Origin of the sequence: Daejeonella sp. (assembly GCF_036405355.1) — a bacterium.
Classification (GTDB): Bacteria; Bacteroidota; Bacteroidia; order Sphingobacteriales; family Sphingobacteriaceae; genus Daejeonella.
Genome location: NZ_DASWXT010000120.1, coordinates 19,361 through 40,455 on the forward strand (window position 1 = coordinate 19,361; position 21,095 = coordinate 40,455).

The following is a 21,095-nucleotide window of genomic DNA, read 5'->3' on the forward strand; positions in this document are numbered from 1 at the left end:
AAAGAAATGGCAGTAAAAGTAACAGGTGGATCCCTCGCATGGGATGCGGTATTAGATGACGAATATTTTAAGAGACAGCTAAAAGACCTGGAGAATAGAATAGCTGGAGTTCATACAACCTCAATAGAGGGAAACAATCGAATGCAGCAATCATTCGCCAGAGCAGCAGCTGCTGCAGGCGCGTTCTTTTCTGTTCAGGCAGGATCTAACTTCCTACAGTCGATCGTAAAGACCCGGGGAGAGTTTCAGCAGTTGGAAGTTGCATTCCGGACAATGCTCGGATCCAAGGAAAAAGCTGATCAATTAATGGCTCAAGCAGTAAAATTAGCTGCTACAACACCCTTTTCTCTTGACCAGGTTGCAACCGGTGCAAAGCAGTTGTTAGCTTATGGATTCTCATCTGAATCAATCACTAAAAACTTGACCATGCTGGGGAATGTTGCCTCTGGCGTTTCAGCTCCGCTTGGTGATATCGTTTACTTGTACGGCACCCTTCAAACTCAAGGAAGAGCTTACACAAAAGATATTATGCAGTTTACCGGCCGGGGTATTCCAATCATCGAGCAGCTCGCTAAACAATTCGGAGTCACCAAGGACCAAGTAAGTGGATTAGTGGAAGCAGGCAAGGTAGGATTCCCTGAAGTAGAGCGGGCTTTCCAATCAATGACCGAACAAGGTGGAATGTTCTTTGACCTAATGCAAGAACAGTCTAAAACGCTTACGGGTCAAATAAGTAATCTTCAGGATTCCTGGGCTAAGATGCTTAACGAAATGGGCCGAAGTCAGGAAGGGCTTCTGTCTTCAGGCATATCCGGATTAGCTGCTCTTGTAGAGAATTATGAGAAGGTAATTGACATTATCACAGCCATGGTCGCTATTTATGGTGTCCACAGAGCAGCACTTATCGTCACCGCTGCGCTTCAGCTAACAGCTGCTCAATCAGCAGCAGGGGTTACTCTGGCCTTTAGGCTTCAATATGCTCAAATGGTCATTCTTGATCGGATGCACAAGATCCTGAACGCAACAATGCTTTCCAATCCTTATGTAGCAATAGCAACGGGATTGGCTACGCTGGCTGCAGCAGCTTATGTCTACACTGAAAGCATTGACAATGCTGCCGAATCGGAAAAGAACCTTGACTCTATTAGGGATACGGCAACAAAAACTACCATCGAACAAAAACAGAAGCTTCAGGATTTAATAAAAACGGCAAACGATGAAACATTGTCGCTCCAGGAAAGGGAAAAGGCTCTAAAGAAAATCAATCAGGTCTCGCCTGAATTTTTGGGAGGCCTTACCCTTGCTAAGCTTCGAACTGAAGAAGGTAGAAAGGCCATCGAGGAATATAACCAGTCCCTTGATTTAATGGCATTAAAGCAGGCATCGTTCGAGAAGCGTGTTGAAATTCAAAAACAAAAAGCTGATCTTCTATCCGGTAATGCAGAGGACAAAATCGGAAACCTTGAACGTATAAAAGCCAATTTTAGAACCGGTCGGTCAGGCAGTTTCAACAATGCAGAATATGAAAAGATAAGGCAACAGCAAGCTAAAGACTTCGATAAGCTGTTGAAAGATATCGATACCTACGAAAATAATGAAGTTGCCAAATATAATGCTAAAGCAAAGGCAGACCCGGCTAAGGCAGGCTCATCGGTGCGAAACGAGGATTTTATTAAAGGTGAAATCGAAAGACTCGAAAGCTTGAAAAAACCGCTTGATATTCATTCAAAGAAATATGCAGACTATACCGCCCAGATCGATAAGCTAAATAAAGAACTGCAGGCCAGTCAGGGTAAACTTTCTGCTGAGCAAAACAAAGTATCTGATGAGCGTCTCAGGATCCTGAATGATATCACTAATGCTGAAACTGAAGCATCCCGTAAACAACTCTCTCAGAATAATCAGGAGATCCAGGCCGCTAAGGACAAATTCGAAACGCTGAGACAGGAGGCAAAGAAGGCTGGCCTTGGAGTTGGTCCATTAGCCCGGATCGACACCGTAGAAAAATTAGCAACGGGTAACATTAAATACGATCAAGGAACCAAAGATCTAAAGGAATCTCTTGATAAGCAAAAACAACTCTATCAGGATTACGAGTCGTTTAAAAAAGAAGTCGGAGAAAAAGCAGCAAATGCCCGTTTTGCAAATGATATCGACCTAACAAAAACATATCTGGATAAACTACAGCAGGAATTCACTAAAGTCTCTACAGATACGTCCGATGGTCTACTTACCGGGATTCAGCAAGAAAGGCTAAAGATGATTTCTGATGAAATTATAGCTCAGACCAAACTATTAACCGATTCAAAGAATCAGGAATATGCTGAAGCTTACAATTCCGCTTTATCTGCTGAAGAGCAGGTAATGAAGATTAGAAAACAGTATGCTGCAAAAGCCATAGCATTGGGAGCCACCATTACTGAATCTCAAAAACAAGAGCTCAAGTTACAAATGGATCGTTCGATCACTGCAGCGAATGATGAGGCCTTCAAGAAAACTGAGGTTTATAAAAAACTATCAGAAGAGACCTTGTTATTCACTAAATCTCAGCTAAAGAAAGAGATGCAGGCTGTGGAAGAACTTCTCCGAAACACCTCTATCCCTGCCGATCTAAAACTCCGCCTGGAGAAAGAACTGGCCGATCTAAAAGTGAACTTGAAGATGGGTGTGGATGAAGCGAATATCCAGGCACTTAAGTCTCGGGAGTCTGACCTGATCACTGCACTTAGTGATCCTTTGGTGAAAGGAACGGAGAACGCTAAGAAGTACCGCAAGGAACTTCAGGAAACACGAAAGCAGATCAATGAAATCACTAAAAGCAAAACTGCCTTTGACTTTCTGAAAGATGAGGATGTAGCCAAGGCAGCTGAAAGTCTGGCTAATTCAACCGGCCAGCTGGGGTCTGCCTTCTCTCAATTAGGCAGTGAACTTTCCTACCTGAATGAAGGCTTAGGGGACACAGTCTCAACTATGGGAGATTTACTTGGTGTGGCAAGCAGTGCTGCAGGATCGGTAGCAAGTTTTGCAAGCGGTGACATTGTTGGTGGAATCACTAAAGCAATTGGTGCAATAACCGGGTTACTAAGTATTGGGAGAAAAGCCAGGGAAAGCGAACTGAAGGCAGCTGAAGAAATAAAACAGTACAACCTTAACCTTCAGAAAGGTGAACGTGAATATCAAGCGTTACTCCGAGAAAGAGAACGTCAAATAGTAAGACTGAACAAAATTACCCTGGATGGCCTGAAAGACCAGGCGGCCTTATTAGGGAATCAGTCAGGATCTATTCAAAGCGAATATGAACGACTGTTAAGACAAGTTCAAGCTGGCCAGCAAAAAATTGGAGAAGAAACCTATAAGTATGGTGGCTTTCTTGGTATAGGTAGGAAGACCGGCACACGGGATATTACCGAAGGACTTTCTGGCAAAACCTACGAAGAATTGGAGAGGCTGTTCACTGAAGGAAAGCTCACCGAAGGAACCAAAGCACTATTTGAGCAGCTTCAGAAACTTAAAAATGAAGGCAAAGATGTAAAACAAGCACTTGCAGATCTGGCCGATGAAGCAAACGAGCTCTTTACAGGCACTACAGCCTCAAGTATTACTGACAGTATAGTAGAGGGCTTTAAGAATGGCTATCGCACTGCTGAGGACTTTGCAAGTAACTTCCAGGACCTGATGCAGGGCGCTATGCTGAACACTTTTAAATATAAAGTGATAGAGGCTCAAATTGAAGAATTCTATGCTTCATTCGCAGATCGTGCTAAAAGTGATGAGCAATTGTCCCAACAGGAGATTGACGAATTAAAAGCGGAATATAATGCCATTATTACCAACAGTGCAGCTCAGTTTAGTCAGCTCCAAAAGATTACCAGTATTGATCAATCTTTATCTACAACATCAGGATTAAAAAATGCCATGCGAAGGGAAATGACTGAGGCAACAGCCTCTGAGTTAACTGGAATTTATCGAGCCACCTATGACTTAATGAAACAAATGGGGGTGACCGGAACGCAGCAATTAAACATCGCTACTCAGCATTTAATGATAGCAATCAAGATCGAGGCTAACACCCGGGAAACAGCCATTAATACTAAGAGTCTGGAAAGACTGGAAGCAATTGAAAATGGAATCACCATTATTGCTAATAATAGTAAGAATTCACAATCAGCCCGGGATATGGGGATGGGAGGTTAATTATTCACTTTAATAAAAAGTACAATGATTGGAATTAATGAAGAAGTGTTCGCACTAACTGAAATTTTAAAAACAGCAGAGACGGAGAATGAAAAATTAGCAATTGCGATGAACATTGCTGAGCTTCTATCCGAGAAAATGGAAAAAATGGATAAAGCTCTGCAGAGACTTGAAATCGAATTTCGGACGGTAGTTACCTACCATGTTAAGGACGAAAAGACCCGAAACAAACTACTGAGCATTAATTACCGGGACGAGATCAACTAAAGTGATGACAAAACGACGTCACGTTCATTTATTCATTTCAAGATATTTTTCACTAAAAGTGATACTCAAGCTAATTTGATCAATTTTGATTAGGTTCTATTCTCATCAGGTCTAACCACTGATATTCATTTTCGCTGTTGGTGCTCTTTAAATACAAAGAATGAGAACCTATTGAGTTATCCCGGGTGCATTATGTGGTGCAATTGGAAACCATTGGAATCTGCAAAACCCGAATTAGCGATTATTGGATCTTATGAAAATAGTGATATATTTAAGTCAGCACAAGTAGTGTTACCTGTCAATATGTTGATAACTATGAAGAAAATACTAATACTTTTTTTACTGACGCCAACGCTTCTTAGGGGGCAAACTGCTTTGCCTGTCAATAGCTTGCAAGTGATCCCTGAGAAAATTAAGGTGGAATATCTTTTCAGTTCGTTGACCGCTCTTTCTATGGGACTCTCCGATCCTGAAACCCATCACGTAAAAGTAATGGATCCAATAATTGATCTATACCTTCTGGACCATGCTGCAACAAAGGATCCTGCAGACAAGCAAGCCTATGCTCTTATCAAGAAAAATAAAGAGTTAATCAAAAATTATTATGCTGAAATAAGTGGATTTGGTGATACTGATCCGTACTTATATTTCAAGAAGGAAAGTGATTTGCCATTCAGTTTCAATTTATTTAATGGCTTAGTAACCTTTACGCAATCTAAGATATTTTATGATAGCTCTGTAAACACCCTTAAGCTCGATGCTGATCAGAGGGCTAATCTGGTGGCCAAAAATATGCTCCTGCCGTCATTATATAATCTCAAGCCACTCCTTGCTTCTTCTGATATAAAATACTTTTGCATCATAGGCGGGTATCTGGCTAAAGATTTCTCCTCAGACAGCATAGCAAATAAGGATGGTGAAGTGGTTGCTATTGTGATTCCAAAAAGCGTTTTGACAAAATATATCAACGCAGATATAACAGATGATGACGTTTTTAAGCTTGCAACATTTTACAATGTCAATAAAAACGGAGCTAATCTCAGAAAGGTAATTCTAAAATAACAGAGGCTCACTACCTTAAATCGCTCTTTAATTTCGCAGATCGTGACTGCAACGATTAATCCGGGTATCTTGACGGTTACCCGGATTTTTTTATTGCTAAACGGCCATGACCAAGTAAGCCCCCAGATTATACCAGGGGCTTAGCTTTGTTAACGACAATGTGCAACGGTCAGGCAGCCGGGATTAAACCTGGCCATCTCTTTTACTTCCTTAACGTAGTGTCCCTTACCTTGTGAGCCTGGAGTATAACGGTTATTCTCGACGAATTCAATAAGCACTTCAGACCGCTTAAATACCGATCGGTTTGCCGGCCATTCACCGGTAGTCTCGACAATGGCCCAGTCTCTGAAAATCTCAAATGATTCGTGCCGTAAAGAATTGTCCGGCGTGTTTGGTATAGGATTGACAGCTATCAGATAATGTAAGTTTGAAGACTTAGACTTAACCCTTTCAAAGGAGGTGAATCGCCTCCTTGCATAAAAAGAAGCTAATGTGACCTCATCATGTTTAGCAGGGTTGGCAGTCGTTAAGAAGTGGCCGTGATTGCTAAAATCGTTTTCCTTCCCTTGGATTAGACACATGGCTGGTCTCCCTTCTCTTTCCCTATTCTGGCAGCCTCCAGTTCATTGTTGACTGCCTCCAGGCTGTAAATGAGCTTGGTAATTAGGCGAATGTTGAAAATGATGTTTGAGACTTCTACCCCATTCAGTGAGACTTTTGATCCATCGAGCGTTTGCTCATGAGTCGGATTCACGTAGGTATGAAAAAGATCAAAAAGCATTTCTTCAATCTTTTCCGGTTCTACAAAGTCAAAGAATTCGTCTACGGGACTTTGGAAAGGTGACACCTGATTGATCTGATCAGCAGGGGTTGTCGCGTTTGCTTGGTTTTTAATAATAGTGGTTCGCATAAAAAATAAATAAAGTATCCCAGGCGCTGCGAACCACTATTAACTCTAAACAAGAGAAAAAAGAAATACGGCTCCAAACCGCTCACCTGGGAATATTGTGAATAATTAAATTGCTTTGATTAAAATTATGTTTAGTTAGAAATTCAGTTAATAAATGATTCGCATATCTAAAGTAGGAAAATTGAATCAATTCACAAAATTAAATTAGTGATTTGGATTTAATTCAAAATCACTAAAACACAATTCTTTGCTTTTTCGAATGAGATCCACTAACTTTATGTAAATGCTCGAATATGATGGTGGTATACTTAAAGGGGTCAGAACCTGAAACTCCTAAGCAGCTTACCAAAAAGCAGCTCAAAATACAAGGGGCTAAGGATTGGATGGCCAGGCAGCTGATTAAAGATGAACGAGCAGCCCAAAGGCGCTATGATAAATTGATGCAGGATCTCGCAAATACAGATAAACAATAATGAACGCTAAGAGAAGCACATATCCGGATGAACTCACTGCAAAAATGCACAGTGAGTTTCAAGTTTCCGAAGAAACAGATCAGAAGCATATTACCTGGTCTGCTCTGGATGCTATTGCCGATGGAGACATGACCAGATCGGAAGCCATGGAAGAGTATGGAGTTTCTGAAGCGGATTTGGTAAGATACAGATCAGAATGGAAGGAATTAAGCTTCTAATCAGTAAAGCTGCAATGCATTAGTAAAGCGTTACATAAACGCTGGCTTGTAGCTTACATTCTCCGGATTAAATTTCCAATAAGTCCCTCTGTGATCCTGAACCTTATCTGTATGCTTCAACATGCTCATAATCTGTAAGAGCACATCAGCATTTCTTGCCGGACCTGTTTCACTAATGTATTTAGCGAAACCCTCAGGATAGCCTTTTTTCGTAATTAGAATCTCTTCCAGATCGAATACATTTAACAGAGCCTCTAAGAACCTGAATTTCCCATTTCTTTCATCATAAGATGAACTGTCCGTGATTATTTCACCATTGGGCTTTGTATGGAAAACCAGCTTGATAGGTTTTCCATTATGATAATCCAAAATCTTACGACCTGGGAAGTCGCTGCCTGCCACCTTTAAGATTCTTTTGCATTCCGCTATAGATATTCCGGAAACCATTTCGTTTCTCAAGTCCCTAAATTGATACTCCCCAACTCCCAAGCCTTTAGGATCTGCATGTGCATACAGAGTTTGGATCAGAAGCACTTTGTCGAGATTGGTGATATTAAATTCCATTGTCAAACATTATTTAGCAATAGATGATAAACGCAGTTCATGTAAGCGAAATGAGATTTGGTTAAATAGGCCAAAGGCATGTTGAACATCGGAAACAAAATTCACCTCTTGGCCATTAATAAAATATTTATCATTAATAAGAGAAATTTTAAACTTCCTGTATCGATATGCTTCTGTACCATTTTTGCGGTTCACGATTAATCTAAAGCCTAAGCCATCCAGAGCTAAAGGAAGGATTGCCTTTTCAATTTCATCTAAATCACAGAAAAAGTATTTTAGTCCATCATATATTTTTACCCCCTCGTCTGTTTCCTCTACAAACTGGGACCAGGTATCATTGCCCTTGTAAAGAATTATTTCACCTTTTCTGTATCCTTTTTCCATCATATAATTGGGTTTAAGCAAGGTCTTCCCTACGTGAACAAATCTATGTGCTTGTCCTGCCGTAATTATTTCATTCTATTTATTATGTTTTTGTAGTCAAGAACACAAGTTACTCGGGAAAGGAAATAAATGAAAAAGAAGTTTTAAACACTTTAATCACTAAAACAACCAGGGGGATTTATGACTCATCAGGCACATTGCTCAAATTCCCGCAATCTTAACAACTAAATAATACAACTTTTATTGAAATTTAATTCCAACATTTATTGTTTTTTAATTCTTAAATGATTATTTTTGTAATATGAGTACAAAAAAAGCCGTACAGGGGGGTGTACAGCTTAGTTCTTTGAATTCTGGTGATAATTAATGCTACTGCTCGAACGGTAGCTTTTTAATAACAATAATTAAATATAATAATTATGGGCACAAATGTGTACAAATTATTTCAGGATCACAATAGTGACGATGAAGATTCCATACGAAAAAAGAACCAAGAAAGGTTCGAAAACGTTATGAAGAGCCACTTACCTACTTTGGTAATAGCTATAGAGTCAGCTTTCATTGCGATGAAAGATGAACTGAATGGTAGAAATCCTGCTTTTTTAAATCATTTGTCGAAGTCTAACAGGATGAATGAGCAAATAAAAGGCAGGGTCACCGAGGCGTTTGGAACGAATGTTAAGCCTTTAAGGTATAACAGATTTGGACTATTTTTAGAAGGTTATGTTATTCTGTTCAAAAAATTGGACAAATACGGCAGACCGTCCAATGTTCCTACGGGTAATAGTTTAATGCTTACCGGGCAAAGTAAGCTTAACTTCCCTGGTGAGCCTGAGATACTTCATGTAGGCTATGTAATAGATCCCACTTGGGACGCGATCAAAAGCATTAATGCTGTGAAAATCGAAAATCAAGAGGTGCAATGGTCTACTAATTTACAAAGACTTGCCGGAAGTAGTTTAACAGTGAGATCATCCACAACAATAGAAACAGATGATACAGGGTTAGATGTTAAACCTAAAGCTAAAAACATCAAAAAAACAGGATAACCTGTATTATAAAAGGAGCCCTCCCTCCCTTTATAATAATACCTTGAAAATAAGAGAATCAAATAACCAAACCAAATGGAAACCATTAACCCTAAAATGTTAATCCTCGGCCGTGAGGCACGAGGTTTGACCCAAGCCGAGCTGGCAAATCAGCTTGACAGAATTAGCCAGGCTAATTATTCACGAATGGAAAAAGGGATAATAAATGTAAATGAAGAACAAATCAGCGAAATCGCAAATACTTTAAATTTCCCTTTAGATTTTTTCAAAAGGCCAGAACCAAAAGGTACTCAAGTGGAGTATTTTTACAGAAAAAAGGCAACGCTGCCAAAAAAGAAACAATATGAACTTGAAGCTAATTTTAATCTCCTACGTCTTTGGCTCAATGATATGCTGGCCGAGATTGATATCCCTGATTTTGTAATTCCGGAGATCGAAATTGAACACACCAACACCCCTGAAACTATCGCTAAACGTATTCGGATTTTCTTTGGCATTTCTAAAGGTCCAATTGATGCTTTAATTAATGTTCTTGAAAAGAGGGGCATTATAGTTTATTTCCTTAGTGAATGTCCTGATAAGTTTGATGGTACAACCATTATTACTGCTGCCGGAACAAGAGTTATAGTAGTAAATGGCAAAATGCCGAATTATCGAAAGCGATTTACTATTGCACACGAATTATGTCACATTATATGCCATATTCCTTTTTCAGATACAGATCCATATAGAAATGTAGAAAACGAAGCGAATCGGTTTGCATCAGAATTCCTCATGCCTGCAGACGAATGTATTTCAGATCTGTACCGATTGACGTATTCGAAGTTGACAGATTTAAAAAATTACTGGAACGTTTCAAAAAGTGCAATCATTCGTCGAGCCTCTGATCTGGGATGTATCACTAAAGATAAGTACACACATCTAATGATTGAGTTAAGCAGATACAATGAAAGAAAGTCTGAAAAGACAGATGTTCCTTTAGATGAACCTAAAATCTTAAAAAAAATGGTAGACTCATACTTAAACGACATGGGTTACACCAAAGATGAATTGATGAAATCATTAACAATTAATGAAGAGGACTTTAGTCGATTTTTAGTAAGAGACAATGTTAGAAGGCTTCAAATCGCCATATAACTGATCAAATCAGGTGAGATTAAGTACTATCTCTCCTGATTTTTCTTAGAATCTGGGCTATTTGATTGCCCAATAACTGCACCACAATTTACACCCTCCTAAATAAAAAACCGGCTAACTCATTAAGAATTAGCCGGTTTCATTATTTTCAAGTGGTACCAGCTGGAATCGAACCAGCGACACAAGGATTTTCAGTCCTTTGCTCTACCAACTGAGCTATGGTACCGGACCATACCCGTTTTGTTCGGGACTGCAAATGTAGTTTCTTTTTTCGTTTCAGAAAATAATATTTGAAAATTTCTCTCATGATATATTTTCATGAATTATTAATTGTTTTCATGATATGATGTAACCAGGTACAAAGTACTGAACATCAGTTTACAATGGAATAGGTCTTAATCGGTACCAGCTGGTCCCGATAGCTATCGGGACGAACCAGCGACACAAGGATTTTCTTCCTTTGCTCTACCAAAGAGCTATGGTACCGGACCATACCCGTTTTGTTCGGGAAGCAAATGTTTGTCTTTTTTCGTTTCAGAAAATAATATTTGAAATTTCTCTCATGATATATTTTCTTGAATTATTAATTGTTTTCATGATCTGATGTAACCAGGTACAAAGTACTGAACATCAGTTTACAATGGAATAGGTCTTAATCGGTACCAGCTGGTCCCGATAGCTATCGGGACAAACCAGCGACACAAGGATTTTTTTCCTTTGCTCTGCCAAAGAGCTATGGTCCCGGACCATACCCGTTTTGTTCGGGAAGCAAATGTTTGTCTTTTTTCGTTTAAGAAAATAATATTTGAAAATTTCTGTTAGGATTTACTTCCAGCTATAAATATTTGTTCTCGTGTTCTGTGGCCATAAGGCACAAAAGACTGAACCTCAGTTTAAACTGAAAAACTATCCTTGTATCTTTTGTGCAACAACTGGTCCCGATAGCTATCGGGACGAACCAGCGACACAAGGATTTTCTTCCTTTGCTCTGCCAAAGAGCTGTTATTTAAACCCCTCCTCGAACGTATCGATGATGACTTTTACTAATTTGTCAGCCTGGTCTTCCATTTCAGATAAAAGAAATAATTGTCCATCGATGCCTTGAATAGTAAGTACTACATTCTTAAGCTCTCCATCGCCGGTAGTTATTGTTGCTTTAATTAGTGTTTTGCCCTTTTTGAATGGAATATCCCAGTTACATTCAATCGATTTTATATTACATTCTGTTTTAGATTCATCCCTGACGTTTATCGTAATCAGCAATTCGTTGATCTCAACAACAGATCTTTCAACTTCTGTTCGGGTTATAATCCCATTTCGATCCATGTGAATGGTCTTTGAAGAAGTCAGGCGTATATTTTTGCCGCATTGCGCATATCCCTCATCAACTGCTGAAAACAGTAAAGAGAAGATTAAGATTAATAATTTCATAATTCATGAAGTTTAATTGTGCTTAAGTTTAGATTTTAAATTTGCCATCGGTTATATCAGGAGCTCGCTGCTTAGCTTATTCCGCTAGAAGATCGTTTCATCGTTCTTATCCATTGTGTTTCATCATGGAACAATGTTAGCCAGCTCTTACCTCAACTAATAATAAATGTGACGGAATGATATAAAAATGTGATGGGTGGGCTTTTGTACAAGTTCAGCAGTCTCTGTCCACCCGTTTTTTAATTTTTGATGCTCCATGATCTTTTAATATTTTCACAATAAATTTGTGCAGCATTACGAATGGATATCAGCTGGTTACTCGACTATAACCCCATATTTTTAGCCTTCATGGCGACGCTTTTTACCTGGGCAGTTACTGCTTTAGGAGCTTCACTCGTCTTTTTTTTCAAAACAATAAACAGGAGAGTTCTGAATTTAATGCTGGGCTTTGCCGCAGGGGTTATGATTGCCGCCAGTTACTGGTCGCTCCTGGCTCCTGCAATAGAAATGGAAAAGGACTCCCAATATCCCTGGCTGCCTGCTGTTACCGGTTTTTTAGCAGGCGGTGCATTTATCCTGCTGATCGATAAAATATTGCCGCACTTGCATTCCAGATTGTCCATCGATAAATCAGAAGGAATTAAAACCTCATGGGATAGGAGTATTTTATTAGTGCTCGCGATTACACTACACAATATTCCCGAGGGATTAGCTATTGGAGTGGCCTTTGGAGCCTTAACCAACAATCCGGATTTAGGCGTACTTTCGGGTGCTGTTGTTCTGGCTATTGGAATTGGTTTGCAGAACTTCCCTGAAGGCACTGCGGTTTCGGTTCCGCTACGACGTGAAGGTTTGTCGAGAAGAAAGGCATTTTTATACGGACAGTTATCAGGAATGGTAGAACCTCTGGCTGGAGTTCTGGGAGCTTATCTCGTTGTTACAATCACTCCCATCCTTCCATATGCCCTATCTTTTGCAGCCGGTGCGATGATCTTTGTTGTTGTTGAAGAATTGATACCTGAATCCCAAACCGGTGGCGAGACTGATCTATCCAGCATTGGCGTGATGACAGGATTTGCATTAATGATGCTGCTGGATGTTGCTTTGGGATAGATTTCCTTCTTTATCCTTTAGATTTTCAGATTTTACCCCCTAAAACGCAAAGTGCTACAGACTGCATAAAATCATACTTTTTATATGACATGTTTTGCGTCTCTGCGTCTTTGCGAAAGCTTTCTTACATTTTCAAAAGCTCTTCCCATATTCTTTTATCCACCGGAATACCATTCAGCTCATTCATTCTGCGCGTCGCCAGTGTATTTTCTCCCGGATAGCTGATATGCCCACCAGGTCCTGCCGGAGCACTTGATTTTGTATACCTGATGATCTCATCAATAAGCATTTGATTGTAATCACTCTTGTATAAACACAGGAAAAACTGGGACACCCCGGATTCTTTAACAGTAGAATTAATCGCTGCTGTGGACTTTCCCCCACTGATTGCAGTAAGCAAGACATCCAGAATAAAAGCCAAACCAGATCCCTTCCAATAACCAATAGGCAAGGCTCTTCTGGATTTTATTATTGCCGAAGGATCATTGGTTAAATTCCCCTCCTCATCATAGCCACCGTAAACCGGCAATTCTTCCTTTTTCAAACTGCTTTGCTGTAACTTACCATAGGAGAATTGAGACATAGCCATATCAAGCACGATATGACCCTCTGTACGAGGAACGGCAATAATCAAAGGATTGTTCCCCAAACGGGGTTCTTTACCTCCCCAGGGTGGCATATTGGCCATTGTATTTGTAAAACAGATGCCGATACAACCTGCATCTGCGGCCTGCCAGCCATAAGTTCCACCGCGCATCCAATGATTTGTGTTCCGCATAGCCAGGCAACCAATCCCATTGGTTTTAGCAAGCTCAATTGCCCTGTTCATCGCCTTTGTTGCATTGTACATCCCAGCACCCGAATTACCATCCCATATCTCAATCATACCATATGATTCAACAAAGCCGGGCTCCGCGTGGATATCAACTGCCCCTTCTTTTACTGTATTAACAAATGCAGAAAAACGGTTTAAACCATGGGAATACACCCCATCCCTGCTATTTCCGGCAAAGATGGTGGCACATAATTCAGCTTTTTCTTCAGTAAATGAGAGGCTGAGTAAGACTCGTTTAAACTCCTTTTTCAGATCTGTAAATGGGACTTTCATAATTTCTTTATTTACCCTCTCAAGCAAATTTGCAGGTTTTTTGTGAATATTTGGTAGTTGGTTAGTTGTTGGTTGTTAGTTGTTGGTTAGGACATTAAGAGTCAATTCCTATTCCCTACCCGATAGCTATCGGGTCCCCATTTGCGACTGACGAAATCTTCTTTCCGCTCCCCCAGGTGATTTCGTAAGTCTTTCCCATATCGACAAATGGACAAATCAACAAATCGACAAATTGTCCCTCATTTGCTAATTCTCTAATTTGCTAATTTCCTAAATCCCCTTTCATTTCCTTAATTTGCGATATGATCGTTTATAATCCAAAAGACTGGTTCTACGCAACCTTTTATCTACATAAGTCTGATACAGCCCGGAAGTTATTTCCGCTTATACTAGCTCTGGCTGCATATTCTGCAGGTATTGCTTATCTGGAGCTGGAATATATCAAGCTTTCGGATGTTAGCTGGGTAAAAAATATCACCATCGTCCATAATCTCTTAGGTTTTGTAATGTCTATTTTACTGGTATTCCGAACAAATACGGCATACGATCGTTGGTGGGAAGCCCGTAAACAATGGGGAACACTGACCAATATAAGCCGGATGCTCGCTATAAAGATGAACGCATTTCTTAAGCCGGATGACCGCGTGAACCGCAGTTTCTATAAAAAAGCGATTCCTTTGTTTGCAGATACCCTATTCGAACACCTTCGCTCCAACAAAACCCGGTTCATGCTGGATGAGATTGAACATCCCGAATTTGAAACACTCGATGTACAGAAACATGGCCCCAATCAGGTAGCCTCAATGATCTTTAGCCGCAGCAATAATCTGTATCAGGATGGGGTAATCAGCGGCGACCAGTTGATTGTGATCAATACTGAACTGAATACCCTGGCTGATGTATGTGGGGCTTGTGAACGGATAAAGAATACCCCTATCCCAATGTCTTACAGCTCATTTATAAAAAAGTTCATCTTCATTTATGTACTTACTCTTCCGGTTGGTTTCGTTTTTTCAATGGGCTATTTCGTCATCGCAGCAGTACCCTTCATCTTTTATGTAATGGCCTCACTGGAGTTAATTGCTGAATCAATTGAAGATCCATTCGGGATTGACCCTGACGATCTCCCTATTGATAAAATTGGCGAAAATATCAGGAAACATGTTGCAGAAATAATACACTAGATAGCGGAATTAATTGATTTTATGTAATTAAATATCATCAGGTATCTGCTCTTTTTTGTTAATTTTAACCCAATTCCCTGGGGATTTAACCGCTATACTATTTGTTGTTTTGAGATATTTATTCCTGTTCATACTTTGTATTTTTTCCGGCACCCAACTTTATTCCCAAAAAATAAACAGCGCCTACAAACTTCATATTTCTGAAACCAAACTTCCTATCGTAATCGATGGTTTTATAGACGAGGAAGCCTGGAATGTAAGGGATTCGGCTGCTAACTTTTTTATGGTTAGTCCGATGGACACCAGTTATGCACAAGTCAGAACTACTGTTCGCATGACCTACGACCAGCATAATCTTTATATTTCTGCGATCTGTTATGAACCCAAGCCAAATACAAATTATGCAGTTGAATCGCTGAGACGGGATTTTTCCTACACCAAAAATGATAATTTTTTGCTTATTGTAGATCCATTCGACGACCAGACCAATGGATTTACCTTTGGTGTGAATGCTGCTGGTGCACAATGGGATGGTCTTATATTCAATAGCAATGGCTACGACCTGAGCTGGGACAATAAATGGTATTCGGAGGTGAAGCATTATGCCGATCGCTGGGTTTTTGAGGCCGCTATACCCTTTAAATCAATCCGTTATAAAAAAGGTATCCAAAACTGGGGAATTAATTTCGCCAGATTAGATATCAAGGCTCCCGAAAAATCGGCCTGGGCAAAAATTCCAAGACAGTTTAATGTGGCCTCACTGGCTTATACCGGAAATCTGATCTGGGATAATCCGCCGCCTGAAGCCGGAACCAATATCTCTGTAATTCCTTATGTTTTAGGAGGATTAACCAAAGATTATGAGAACAATACCAGTACTAAATTTAAAAGGGATATTGGTGCTGATGCAAAAATCGGTATTACTTCATCTTTAAATCTGGATCTTACGGTAAACCCTGATTTTTCACAGATTGAAGTGGATAAACAGGTCACTAACCTGGATCGTTTCGAACTCTTCTTCCCTGAACGCCGGCAATTCTTTCTCGAAAATGCTGATCTCTTTGCAAATTTCGGCTATTCTACAATCAGGCCATTCTTTTCGCGAAGAATCGGACTGGGGGTACCTATCGAATTTGGGGCTCGCCTGAGTGGTAGTCTGAATAAGAAATGGCGTATCGGAGCGATGGATATGCAGACCAAAAGTATGGATGAAACGGGACTTCCCGCTCAGAATTTTGCGGTTCTTGCCTTGCAACGAAGAGTATTCTCGCGCTCCAACATCCGCTTTATGTTCGTAAACAAGCAATCACTTAATTATGACCCGGCGATGCATCCCGGGAAACCGGCCTATAATGCCTTTAACCGGAATGTCGGACTGGAATACAATCTTGCTTCAACCAATAACCTCTGGACAGGGAAATCAATGTTTGTCAAGTCGTTCGGGCCTGTTAAAAACAGTGATGACCTCGTGCATGCCGCCAACCTGCAATACAGCAGTAAAAAATGGCTCCTGAGTTGGCAGCATGAATATGTGGGCGAAAATTATACCGCAGAAGTTGGTTATGTACCCCGTATTAATTACATCAAACTGAATCCTAAAATCAGTTATCTGTTCTTCCCGAAAGCTGGTAAAATATTGAACCACGGGCCGATTTTGAGCTCAACACTTTATTTTAACAAATCTTTCAGTCAGACAGATAATGAAACCTCATTCAATTATAAATTCACACACCGGAACCAGAGCACATTTGAGGTATGGACTTCCGATAATTTCATTCGTTTGCTCCGACCTTTTGACCCGATAAACACAGGAAAAGGCAGTTTAAGCACCGGAACAGAGCATTCATGGAATACCTGGGGAGCAAATTACTTCTCCAAGCCACAGAAACTTTATACCTACTCTTTTTCAGGTCAGTATGGGGGCTATTTTGCTGATGGAACCCGTTTGAATCTAACGGCAGACCTTGGCTACCGCTTTCAGCCCTATGTCAACATAGCGATGAGCACCAGCTATAACCATATCGTTTTGCCTCAACCCTGGGGTACAACCAATTTATGGCTTGTTGGTCCCCGGACTGATGTTACCTTCAGTAATAAACTGTTTTTTACCACCTTCATTCAGTACAACAACCAGCAGAAGAACCTGAATGTAAATACCCGCTTTCAATGGCGGTATAAGCCGGCAAGCGATCTATTTCTTGTGTTTACCGACAATTATTACCCCTCTCCATTTGCCATACGGAACCGTGCCCTGGTGCTGAAATTTACGTATTGGTGGAATTAGAATAATAAGCATCATCTGAAATAATAATTTTCTGAATTCGATTTAAGGAAGGTAAATAGACAGGCATATAATTGTTCAGATAGATCTCTGGAGCTAATTAATTTGATTTTGGAAACCAGTACCTGTGTGTTATAGGCAAGTTCAGCCCTTTCCTCCGGAGTAGTTCCGGCATGAAATCGCGTTTTATTTCAAATTACGAATAGCCGGAAGCTACATCCTACGGCAAGGTTTATTTTACCCGGTGCTGTTTTTCATTGGGACAGCAGCACTGCAAAAGGACCATTTGCGATTAGAACTCCATTCTAAAAGCATAAAGCTAATGGCAGAAAGTTAAAAGCTAAAAAATGAGCAAATAAAAAAATATTATGCTTGCATAGTAATTGATTTAAAGGATAATGTTTATTTTTACCTATTAACCTATAAGCATATGGTTCTACAAATCCTTTTTTTGATCATTGCTGCAGCAGCTATCGCACTTTTCAGTCTGAACGTGCGCAAGATTATCCGGAATATTAATCTGGGCAGACCTCTTGATCGTTCAGACCGGCCATCAGAACGCCTGGCTATTATGCTAAAGGTAGCTTTCGGCCAGTCGAAAATGGCTAAACGTCCGGTAGCTTTTGTATTACACCTCTTTGTTTATATTGGCTTTGTAATTATAAATCTTGAGGTACTTGAAATCATCATCGACGGGCTCTTTGGAACGCACCGCATTTTTGCAGCCCCCCTGGGCGGACTCTACAATGTTCTGATCGCCTCTTTCGAAGTGCTGGCAGCACTGGTATTGATCGGGGTCATCGTTTTCTTTGCGCGCAGGAATATTGTTCACTTAAAACGTTTTAGCGGCACTGAAATGGGCAAATGGCCCCGCTCTGATGCAAATATTATTCTGATAGTGGAAGTTCTATTAATGGGTGCATTTTTAACCATGAATGCGGCTGATTATAAACTTCAGCAAATAGGTGCTTTACATTATATTAATGCAGGATCTTTCCCCGTAAGCAGTTTTCTTGTTCCACTCCTGCCCGATTCAGAAACTGCATTGATTGCTATCGAACGATCCTGCTGGTGGTTCCATATCATCGGAATTTTTGCATTTTTAAACTACCTGCCCTACTCCAAACATTTCCATATCATTCTGGCTTTCCCGAATACCTATTATTCAAATCTGGAGCCTAAAGGAGAATTTACTAATATGGCTTCTGTGAGCAATGAGGTCAAAGCAATGCTGGATCCAGCGTATACTCCCGAGCCTGTACCTGAAGGCGGGCGTTTCGGTGCCAAAGATATCGGCGACCTGAGCTGGAAAAATTTAATGGATGCTTATACCTGTACTGAATGTGGACGATGCACTTCCGTATGCCCGGCAAATATTACAGGTAAGCTGCTTTCACCTCGCAAGATCATGATGGATACCCGCGACCGGATGGAAGAAATTGGAAAAAACATTGATAAGCATGGCAAGGATCATCAGGATGGAAAATCTTTATTAGACAGCTATATTTCCAGAGAAGAAATCTGGGCCTGCACGACCTGCAATGCCTGTACCGATGCCTGTCCGGTAAATATTGACCCGCTTTCCATTATCGTAGAACTGCGAAGATTTGCAGTGATGGAAGAATCACAGGCTCCTGCGAGTATCAATGCGATGTTCGGAAATGTAGAGAATAATGGTGCTCCATGGAAATATGCGGCGGTGGATAGGATGAATTGGGCGGAGGAGAAATAGGGAATGGGGAATGGGGAATAGGAAATAACGAATAGGAAAAACGAATAGGAAACTGAAAGCTCATAGCTCATAGCTGATAGCTCATAACTAAAAAAAATGGACAAATTAACAGTTCCAACAATGGCCGAAATGGCTGCAAAAGGTGAGAATCCGGAGATTTTATTCTGGGTTGGGTGTGCAGGCAGTTTTGATGAACGGGCACAGAAAATTACGCGGGATATCTGCAAAATTTTGCAGCATGTAGGAATTAAATTTGCAGTTCTGGGTACAGAAGAAAGCTGTACCGGAGATCCGGCCAAACGTGCTGGAAATGAATTTCTTTTTCAGATGCAGGCTATGAGTAATATCCAGGTTCTGGATGGGTACAATATCAAAAAGATAGTAACCGGATGTCCGCATTGTTTTAACACCCTGAGAAATGAATACCCAGGATTGGGCGGCAATTATGAGGTGATCCATCATTCACAGCTCATACAGCAACTGATAGATGAAGGCAAATTAAAAGCAGAGGGCGGAGGGTCGTTCAAAGGGAAAAAAATCACCTTCCACGATCCCTGTTATCTGGGCAGAGCCAATAATGTATATGAGGCACCCCGAAAAGCTCTTGAAATTCTGGATGCCGATCTTGTTGAAATGAAACGCTGTAAATCAAACGGTCTATGCTGTGGTGCCGGTGGTGCTCAAATGTTCAAAGAGCCAGAAAAAGGAAAAAAAGATATCAATATTGAACGAATCGACGAGGCATTGGCACTGAATCCTAATATAGTAGCATCCTCCTGCCCTTTTTGCATGACCATGCTGAGTGATGGAGTAAAGAACTATAATAAAGAGCAGGAAGTCAAGGTACTGGATATTGCCGAAATTACCGCAAGAGCAAACGGACTATAAACTTCGGATATAATAAAAAAAGGTACTTTCAATTTAGAAAGTACCTTCAAATTAATAAAAGTTAACCAATCCAATCCTTAATAATCGCTTTTTAAGGTATTAAATCTGATTAGAGTTTAAAGCAACCGAATTTACAGTTCCCCAACCAGAATAGAAATACCCATAAAGGGGTATAATTAAAAAATAATTTCAGAGTATCCCTCACTTATTGCGGTCCAGAAGCCGCTTCATTTCGAGCAGGTCATTATGGAGAGATGCAAGATCTTCAGCCTCAACACTATTTAATGGAAGGCGAAAATGGGTAGCCATCGAATCGACGTTACCACTTCGGTCGTTAAATGTTTGCACGATTACATCATCTTCCAGTGTTTGAATTGACAGATCTCCTGATAAAGTATTCCCGAGGTAATCAATGGATTTGATGCGCATCAGATTGAAAGAATAATATTCCTGTTTACCGTTAGTATAGGTCCGGCGGTATCTCAGAAAACCTTCTTCGTTCAAAAGCAACTCAAATTGCCTGATCTTTGCTGATTCTGGCTCAGCATTATGGAGAGTATTTAGTTTTACCTGAGTACGTAATGCAAGTTGACGCAGTTCTTCGTCAGCCCCTGCTGTGGCACTGCCAAAAATCATAAACCATCCTGCAAGAATAAAGAGAAGATAAACCCTCTTTAAAGTACTTTTGAACCCAGTATACATGAACAAGAAAGCAAATTCTTGTTTAAATTAAAAAGAAATGCCGGATTTTAAGAAAAATCCGCATTTCTTTAAATAAAAATCGATTAGAAGCGGATTCCAAGACATAAACCGGCTCTCAAACCGGCCCAGGGACCTTTTATATCCAATCTGGCGCCATTAGCATCAACGGTTGTTGTTGTTTCAGCAAATGGAATATCAATATCCTGCAGTTCGTTTCTTAATTCCTGTTGTTCCTGAGCATTCAGTGTTTTCTTTCCATCAAGTTTACCATCTGATGAACCATATTGCGGGCCAAGCATCCACCAGTCGAGGTAAACTCTTCCTCCCAACTTCCATTGTGCGCCCAGTAATAAACCTCCGGTAAAGGTGTTCAACTTACCACTAAGAGGCATAGTTTG

At 40.4% G+C, this 21,095-nt stretch carries 19 protein-coding genes, 1 tRNA gene and 1 pseudogene; 12 read left to right on the forward strand and 9 right to left on the reverse strand.

The window, feature by feature from the left end; translation table 11 throughout:
* Positions 1-6 precede the first annotated feature (6 nt).
* The 3 genes from VGE44_RS14600 (at position 7) to VGE44_RS14610 (ending at position 5,523) form a co-directional block, all read left to right on the forward strand.
* Complete coding sequence (locus tag VGE44_RS14600; RefSeq protein ID WP_331080422.1) at positions 7-4,194, forward strand: tape measure protein; 4,188 nt, start codon at positions 7-9, stop codon at positions 4,192-4,194.
* A 24-nt stretch (positions 4,195-4,218) separates the two neighbouring features.
* Positions 4,219-4,461, forward strand: a complete 243-nt coding sequence (locus VGE44_RS14605) for a hypothetical protein (protein ID WP_331080424.1) — start codon at positions 4,219-4,221, stop codon at positions 4,459-4,461.
* 315 nt (positions 4,462-4,776) lie between these two features.
* Entirely contained in the window at positions 4,777-5,523 is a 747-nt protein-coding gene (locus VGE44_RS14610) for a hypothetical protein (RefSeq protein WP_331080426.1), read from the forward strand.
* A gap of 149 nt (positions 5,524-5,672) precedes the next feature.
* Here the strand turns inward: VGE44_RS14610 and VGE44_RS14615 are convergent, their stop codons facing one another.
* Positions 5,673-6,104, reverse strand: a complete 432-nt coding sequence (locus VGE44_RS14615; RefSeq protein ID WP_331080428.1) for a hypothetical protein — start codon at positions 6,102-6,104, stop codon at positions 5,673-5,675.
* Positions 6,095-6,433, reverse strand: a complete 339-nt coding sequence (locus VGE44_RS14620) for a hypothetical protein (RefSeq protein ID WP_331080431.1) — start codon at positions 6,431-6,433, stop codon at positions 6,095-6,097. Before VGE44_RS14620 ends, VGE44_RS14615 begins: the two co-directional genes overlap by 10 nt.
* 293 nt (positions 6,434-6,726) lie before the next feature.
* Between VGE44_RS14620 and VGE44_RS14625 the strand changes: the two genes are divergently transcribed.
* Together VGE44_RS14625 and VGE44_RS14630 are read left to right on the forward strand one after the other, a co-directional pair.
* Positions 6,727-6,906, forward strand: a complete 180-nt coding sequence (locus VGE44_RS14625; RefSeq protein WP_331080433.1) for a hypothetical protein — start codon at positions 6,727-6,729, stop codon at positions 6,904-6,906.
* Entirely contained in the window at positions 6,906-7,124 is a 219-nt protein-coding gene (locus VGE44_RS14630) for a hypothetical protein (protein ID WP_331080435.1), read from the forward strand. Before VGE44_RS14625 ends, VGE44_RS14630 begins: the two co-directional genes overlap by 1 nt.
* A 30-nt stretch (positions 7,125-7,154) precedes the next feature.
* Here the strand turns inward: VGE44_RS14630 and VGE44_RS14635 are convergent, their stop codons facing one another.
* A complete protein-coding gene (locus VGE44_RS14635; RefSeq protein ID WP_331080437.1) occupies positions 7,155-7,688 on the reverse strand; it encodes a hypothetical protein in 534 nt (177 codons plus the stop codon).
* A gap of 9 nt (positions 7,689-7,697) precedes the next feature.
* Positions 7,698-8,075 (reverse strand): hypothetical protein, encoded by a 378-nt coding sequence (locus VGE44_RS14640; protein WP_331080439.1) that lies wholly within the window; start codon positions 8,073-8,075, stop codon positions 7,698-7,700.
* 416 nt (positions 8,076-8,491) lie between these two features.
* Here VGE44_RS14640 and VGE44_RS14645 point away from each other — a divergent pair, with 416 nt between their 5' ends.
* Both VGE44_RS14645 and VGE44_RS14650 read left to right on the forward strand, forming a co-directional pair.
* Positions 8,492-9,121: a hypothetical protein gene (locus tag VGE44_RS14645; protein ID WP_331080441.1), complete on the forward strand. Its 630-nt coding sequence runs from the start codon at positions 8,492-8,494 to the stop codon at positions 9,119-9,121.
* A gap of 75 nt (positions 9,122-9,196) precedes the next feature.
* On the forward strand, positions 9,197-10,258 hold the full coding sequence (locus VGE44_RS14650) for an XRE family transcriptional regulator (protein WP_331080443.1): 1,062 nt from the start codon (positions 9,197-9,199) through the stop codon (positions 10,256-10,258).
* Positions 10,259-10,411: 153 nt separating this feature from the next.
* Here the strand turns inward: VGE44_RS14650 and VGE44_RS14655 are convergent.
* Positions 10,412-10,484: transfer RNA gene (locus tag VGE44_RS14655), tRNA-Phe, on the reverse strand.
* Positions 10,485-11,260: 776 nt separating this feature from the next.
* The gene (locus tag VGE44_RS14660) at positions 11,261-11,689 is read right to left on the reverse strand and encodes a hypothetical protein (protein ID WP_331080445.1); all 429 of its coding nucleotides are present in this window, start codon (positions 11,687-11,689) and stop codon (positions 11,261-11,263) included.
* Positions 11,690-11,989: 300 nt separating this feature from the next.
* Here VGE44_RS14660 and VGE44_RS14665 point away from each other — a divergent pair, with 300 nt between their 5' ends.
* Complete coding sequence (locus tag VGE44_RS14665) at positions 11,990-12,802, forward strand: ZIP family metal transporter (protein ID WP_331080447.1); 813 nt, start codon at positions 11,990-11,992, stop codon at positions 12,800-12,802.
* A 124-nt stretch (positions 12,803-12,926) separates the two neighbouring features.
* Here VGE44_RS14665 and yiaK read toward each other — a convergent pair whose 3' ends face one another.
* Positions 12,927-13,910: a 3-dehydro-L-gulonate 2-dehydrogenase gene (gene yiaK, locus VGE44_RS14670; RefSeq protein WP_331080449.1), complete on the reverse strand. Its 984-nt coding sequence runs from the start codon at positions 13,908-13,910 to the stop codon at positions 12,927-12,929.
* Between the two features lie 302 nt (positions 13,911-14,212).
* On the opposite strand from yiaK, the gene VGE44_RS14675 reads away from it, so the two are divergent.
* The 4 genes from VGE44_RS14675 (at position 14,213) to VGE44_RS14690 (ending at position 19,995) form a co-directional block, all read left to right on the forward strand.
* Complete coding sequence (locus VGE44_RS14675) at positions 14,213-15,094, forward strand: bestrophin family protein (RefSeq protein ID WP_331080451.1); 882 nt, start codon at positions 14,213-14,215, stop codon at positions 15,092-15,094.
* Between the two features lie 109 nt (positions 15,095-15,203).
* The gene (locus VGE44_RS14680; protein WP_331080453.1) at positions 15,204-17,378 is read left to right on the forward strand and encodes a DUF5916 domain-containing protein; all 2,175 of its coding nucleotides are present in this window, start codon (positions 15,204-15,206) and stop codon (positions 17,376-17,378) included.
* Positions 17,379-17,805: 427 nt separating this feature from the next.
* The gene (locus VGE44_RS14685; protein ID WP_331080455.1) at positions 17,806-19,107 is read left to right on the forward strand and encodes a (Fe-S)-binding protein; all 1,302 of its coding nucleotides are present in this window, start codon (positions 17,806-17,808) and stop codon (positions 19,105-19,107) included.
* Positions 19,108-19,203: 96 nt separating this feature from the next.
* The gene (locus VGE44_RS14690) at positions 19,204-19,995 is read left to right on the forward strand and encodes a (Fe-S)-binding protein (protein WP_331080457.1); all 792 of its coding nucleotides are present in this window, start codon (positions 19,204-19,206) and stop codon (positions 19,993-19,995) included.
* 201 nt (positions 19,996-20,196) lie between these two features.
* Here VGE44_RS14690 and VGE44_RS14695 read toward each other — a convergent pair whose 3' ends face one another.
* Both VGE44_RS14695 and VGE44_RS14700 read right to left on the reverse strand, forming a co-directional pair.
* Positions 20,197-20,697 carry a hypothetical protein gene (locus VGE44_RS14695; RefSeq protein ID WP_331080459.1) on the reverse strand — a complete coding sequence of 167 codons (501 nt, stop codon included), beginning with the start codon at positions 20,695-20,697 and terminating at the stop codon, positions 20,197-20,199.
* 83 nt (positions 20,698-20,780) lie between these two features.
* Positions 20,781-21,095, reverse strand: a pseudogene (locus VGE44_RS14700) (DUF3575 domain-containing protein); the annotation flags it as partial.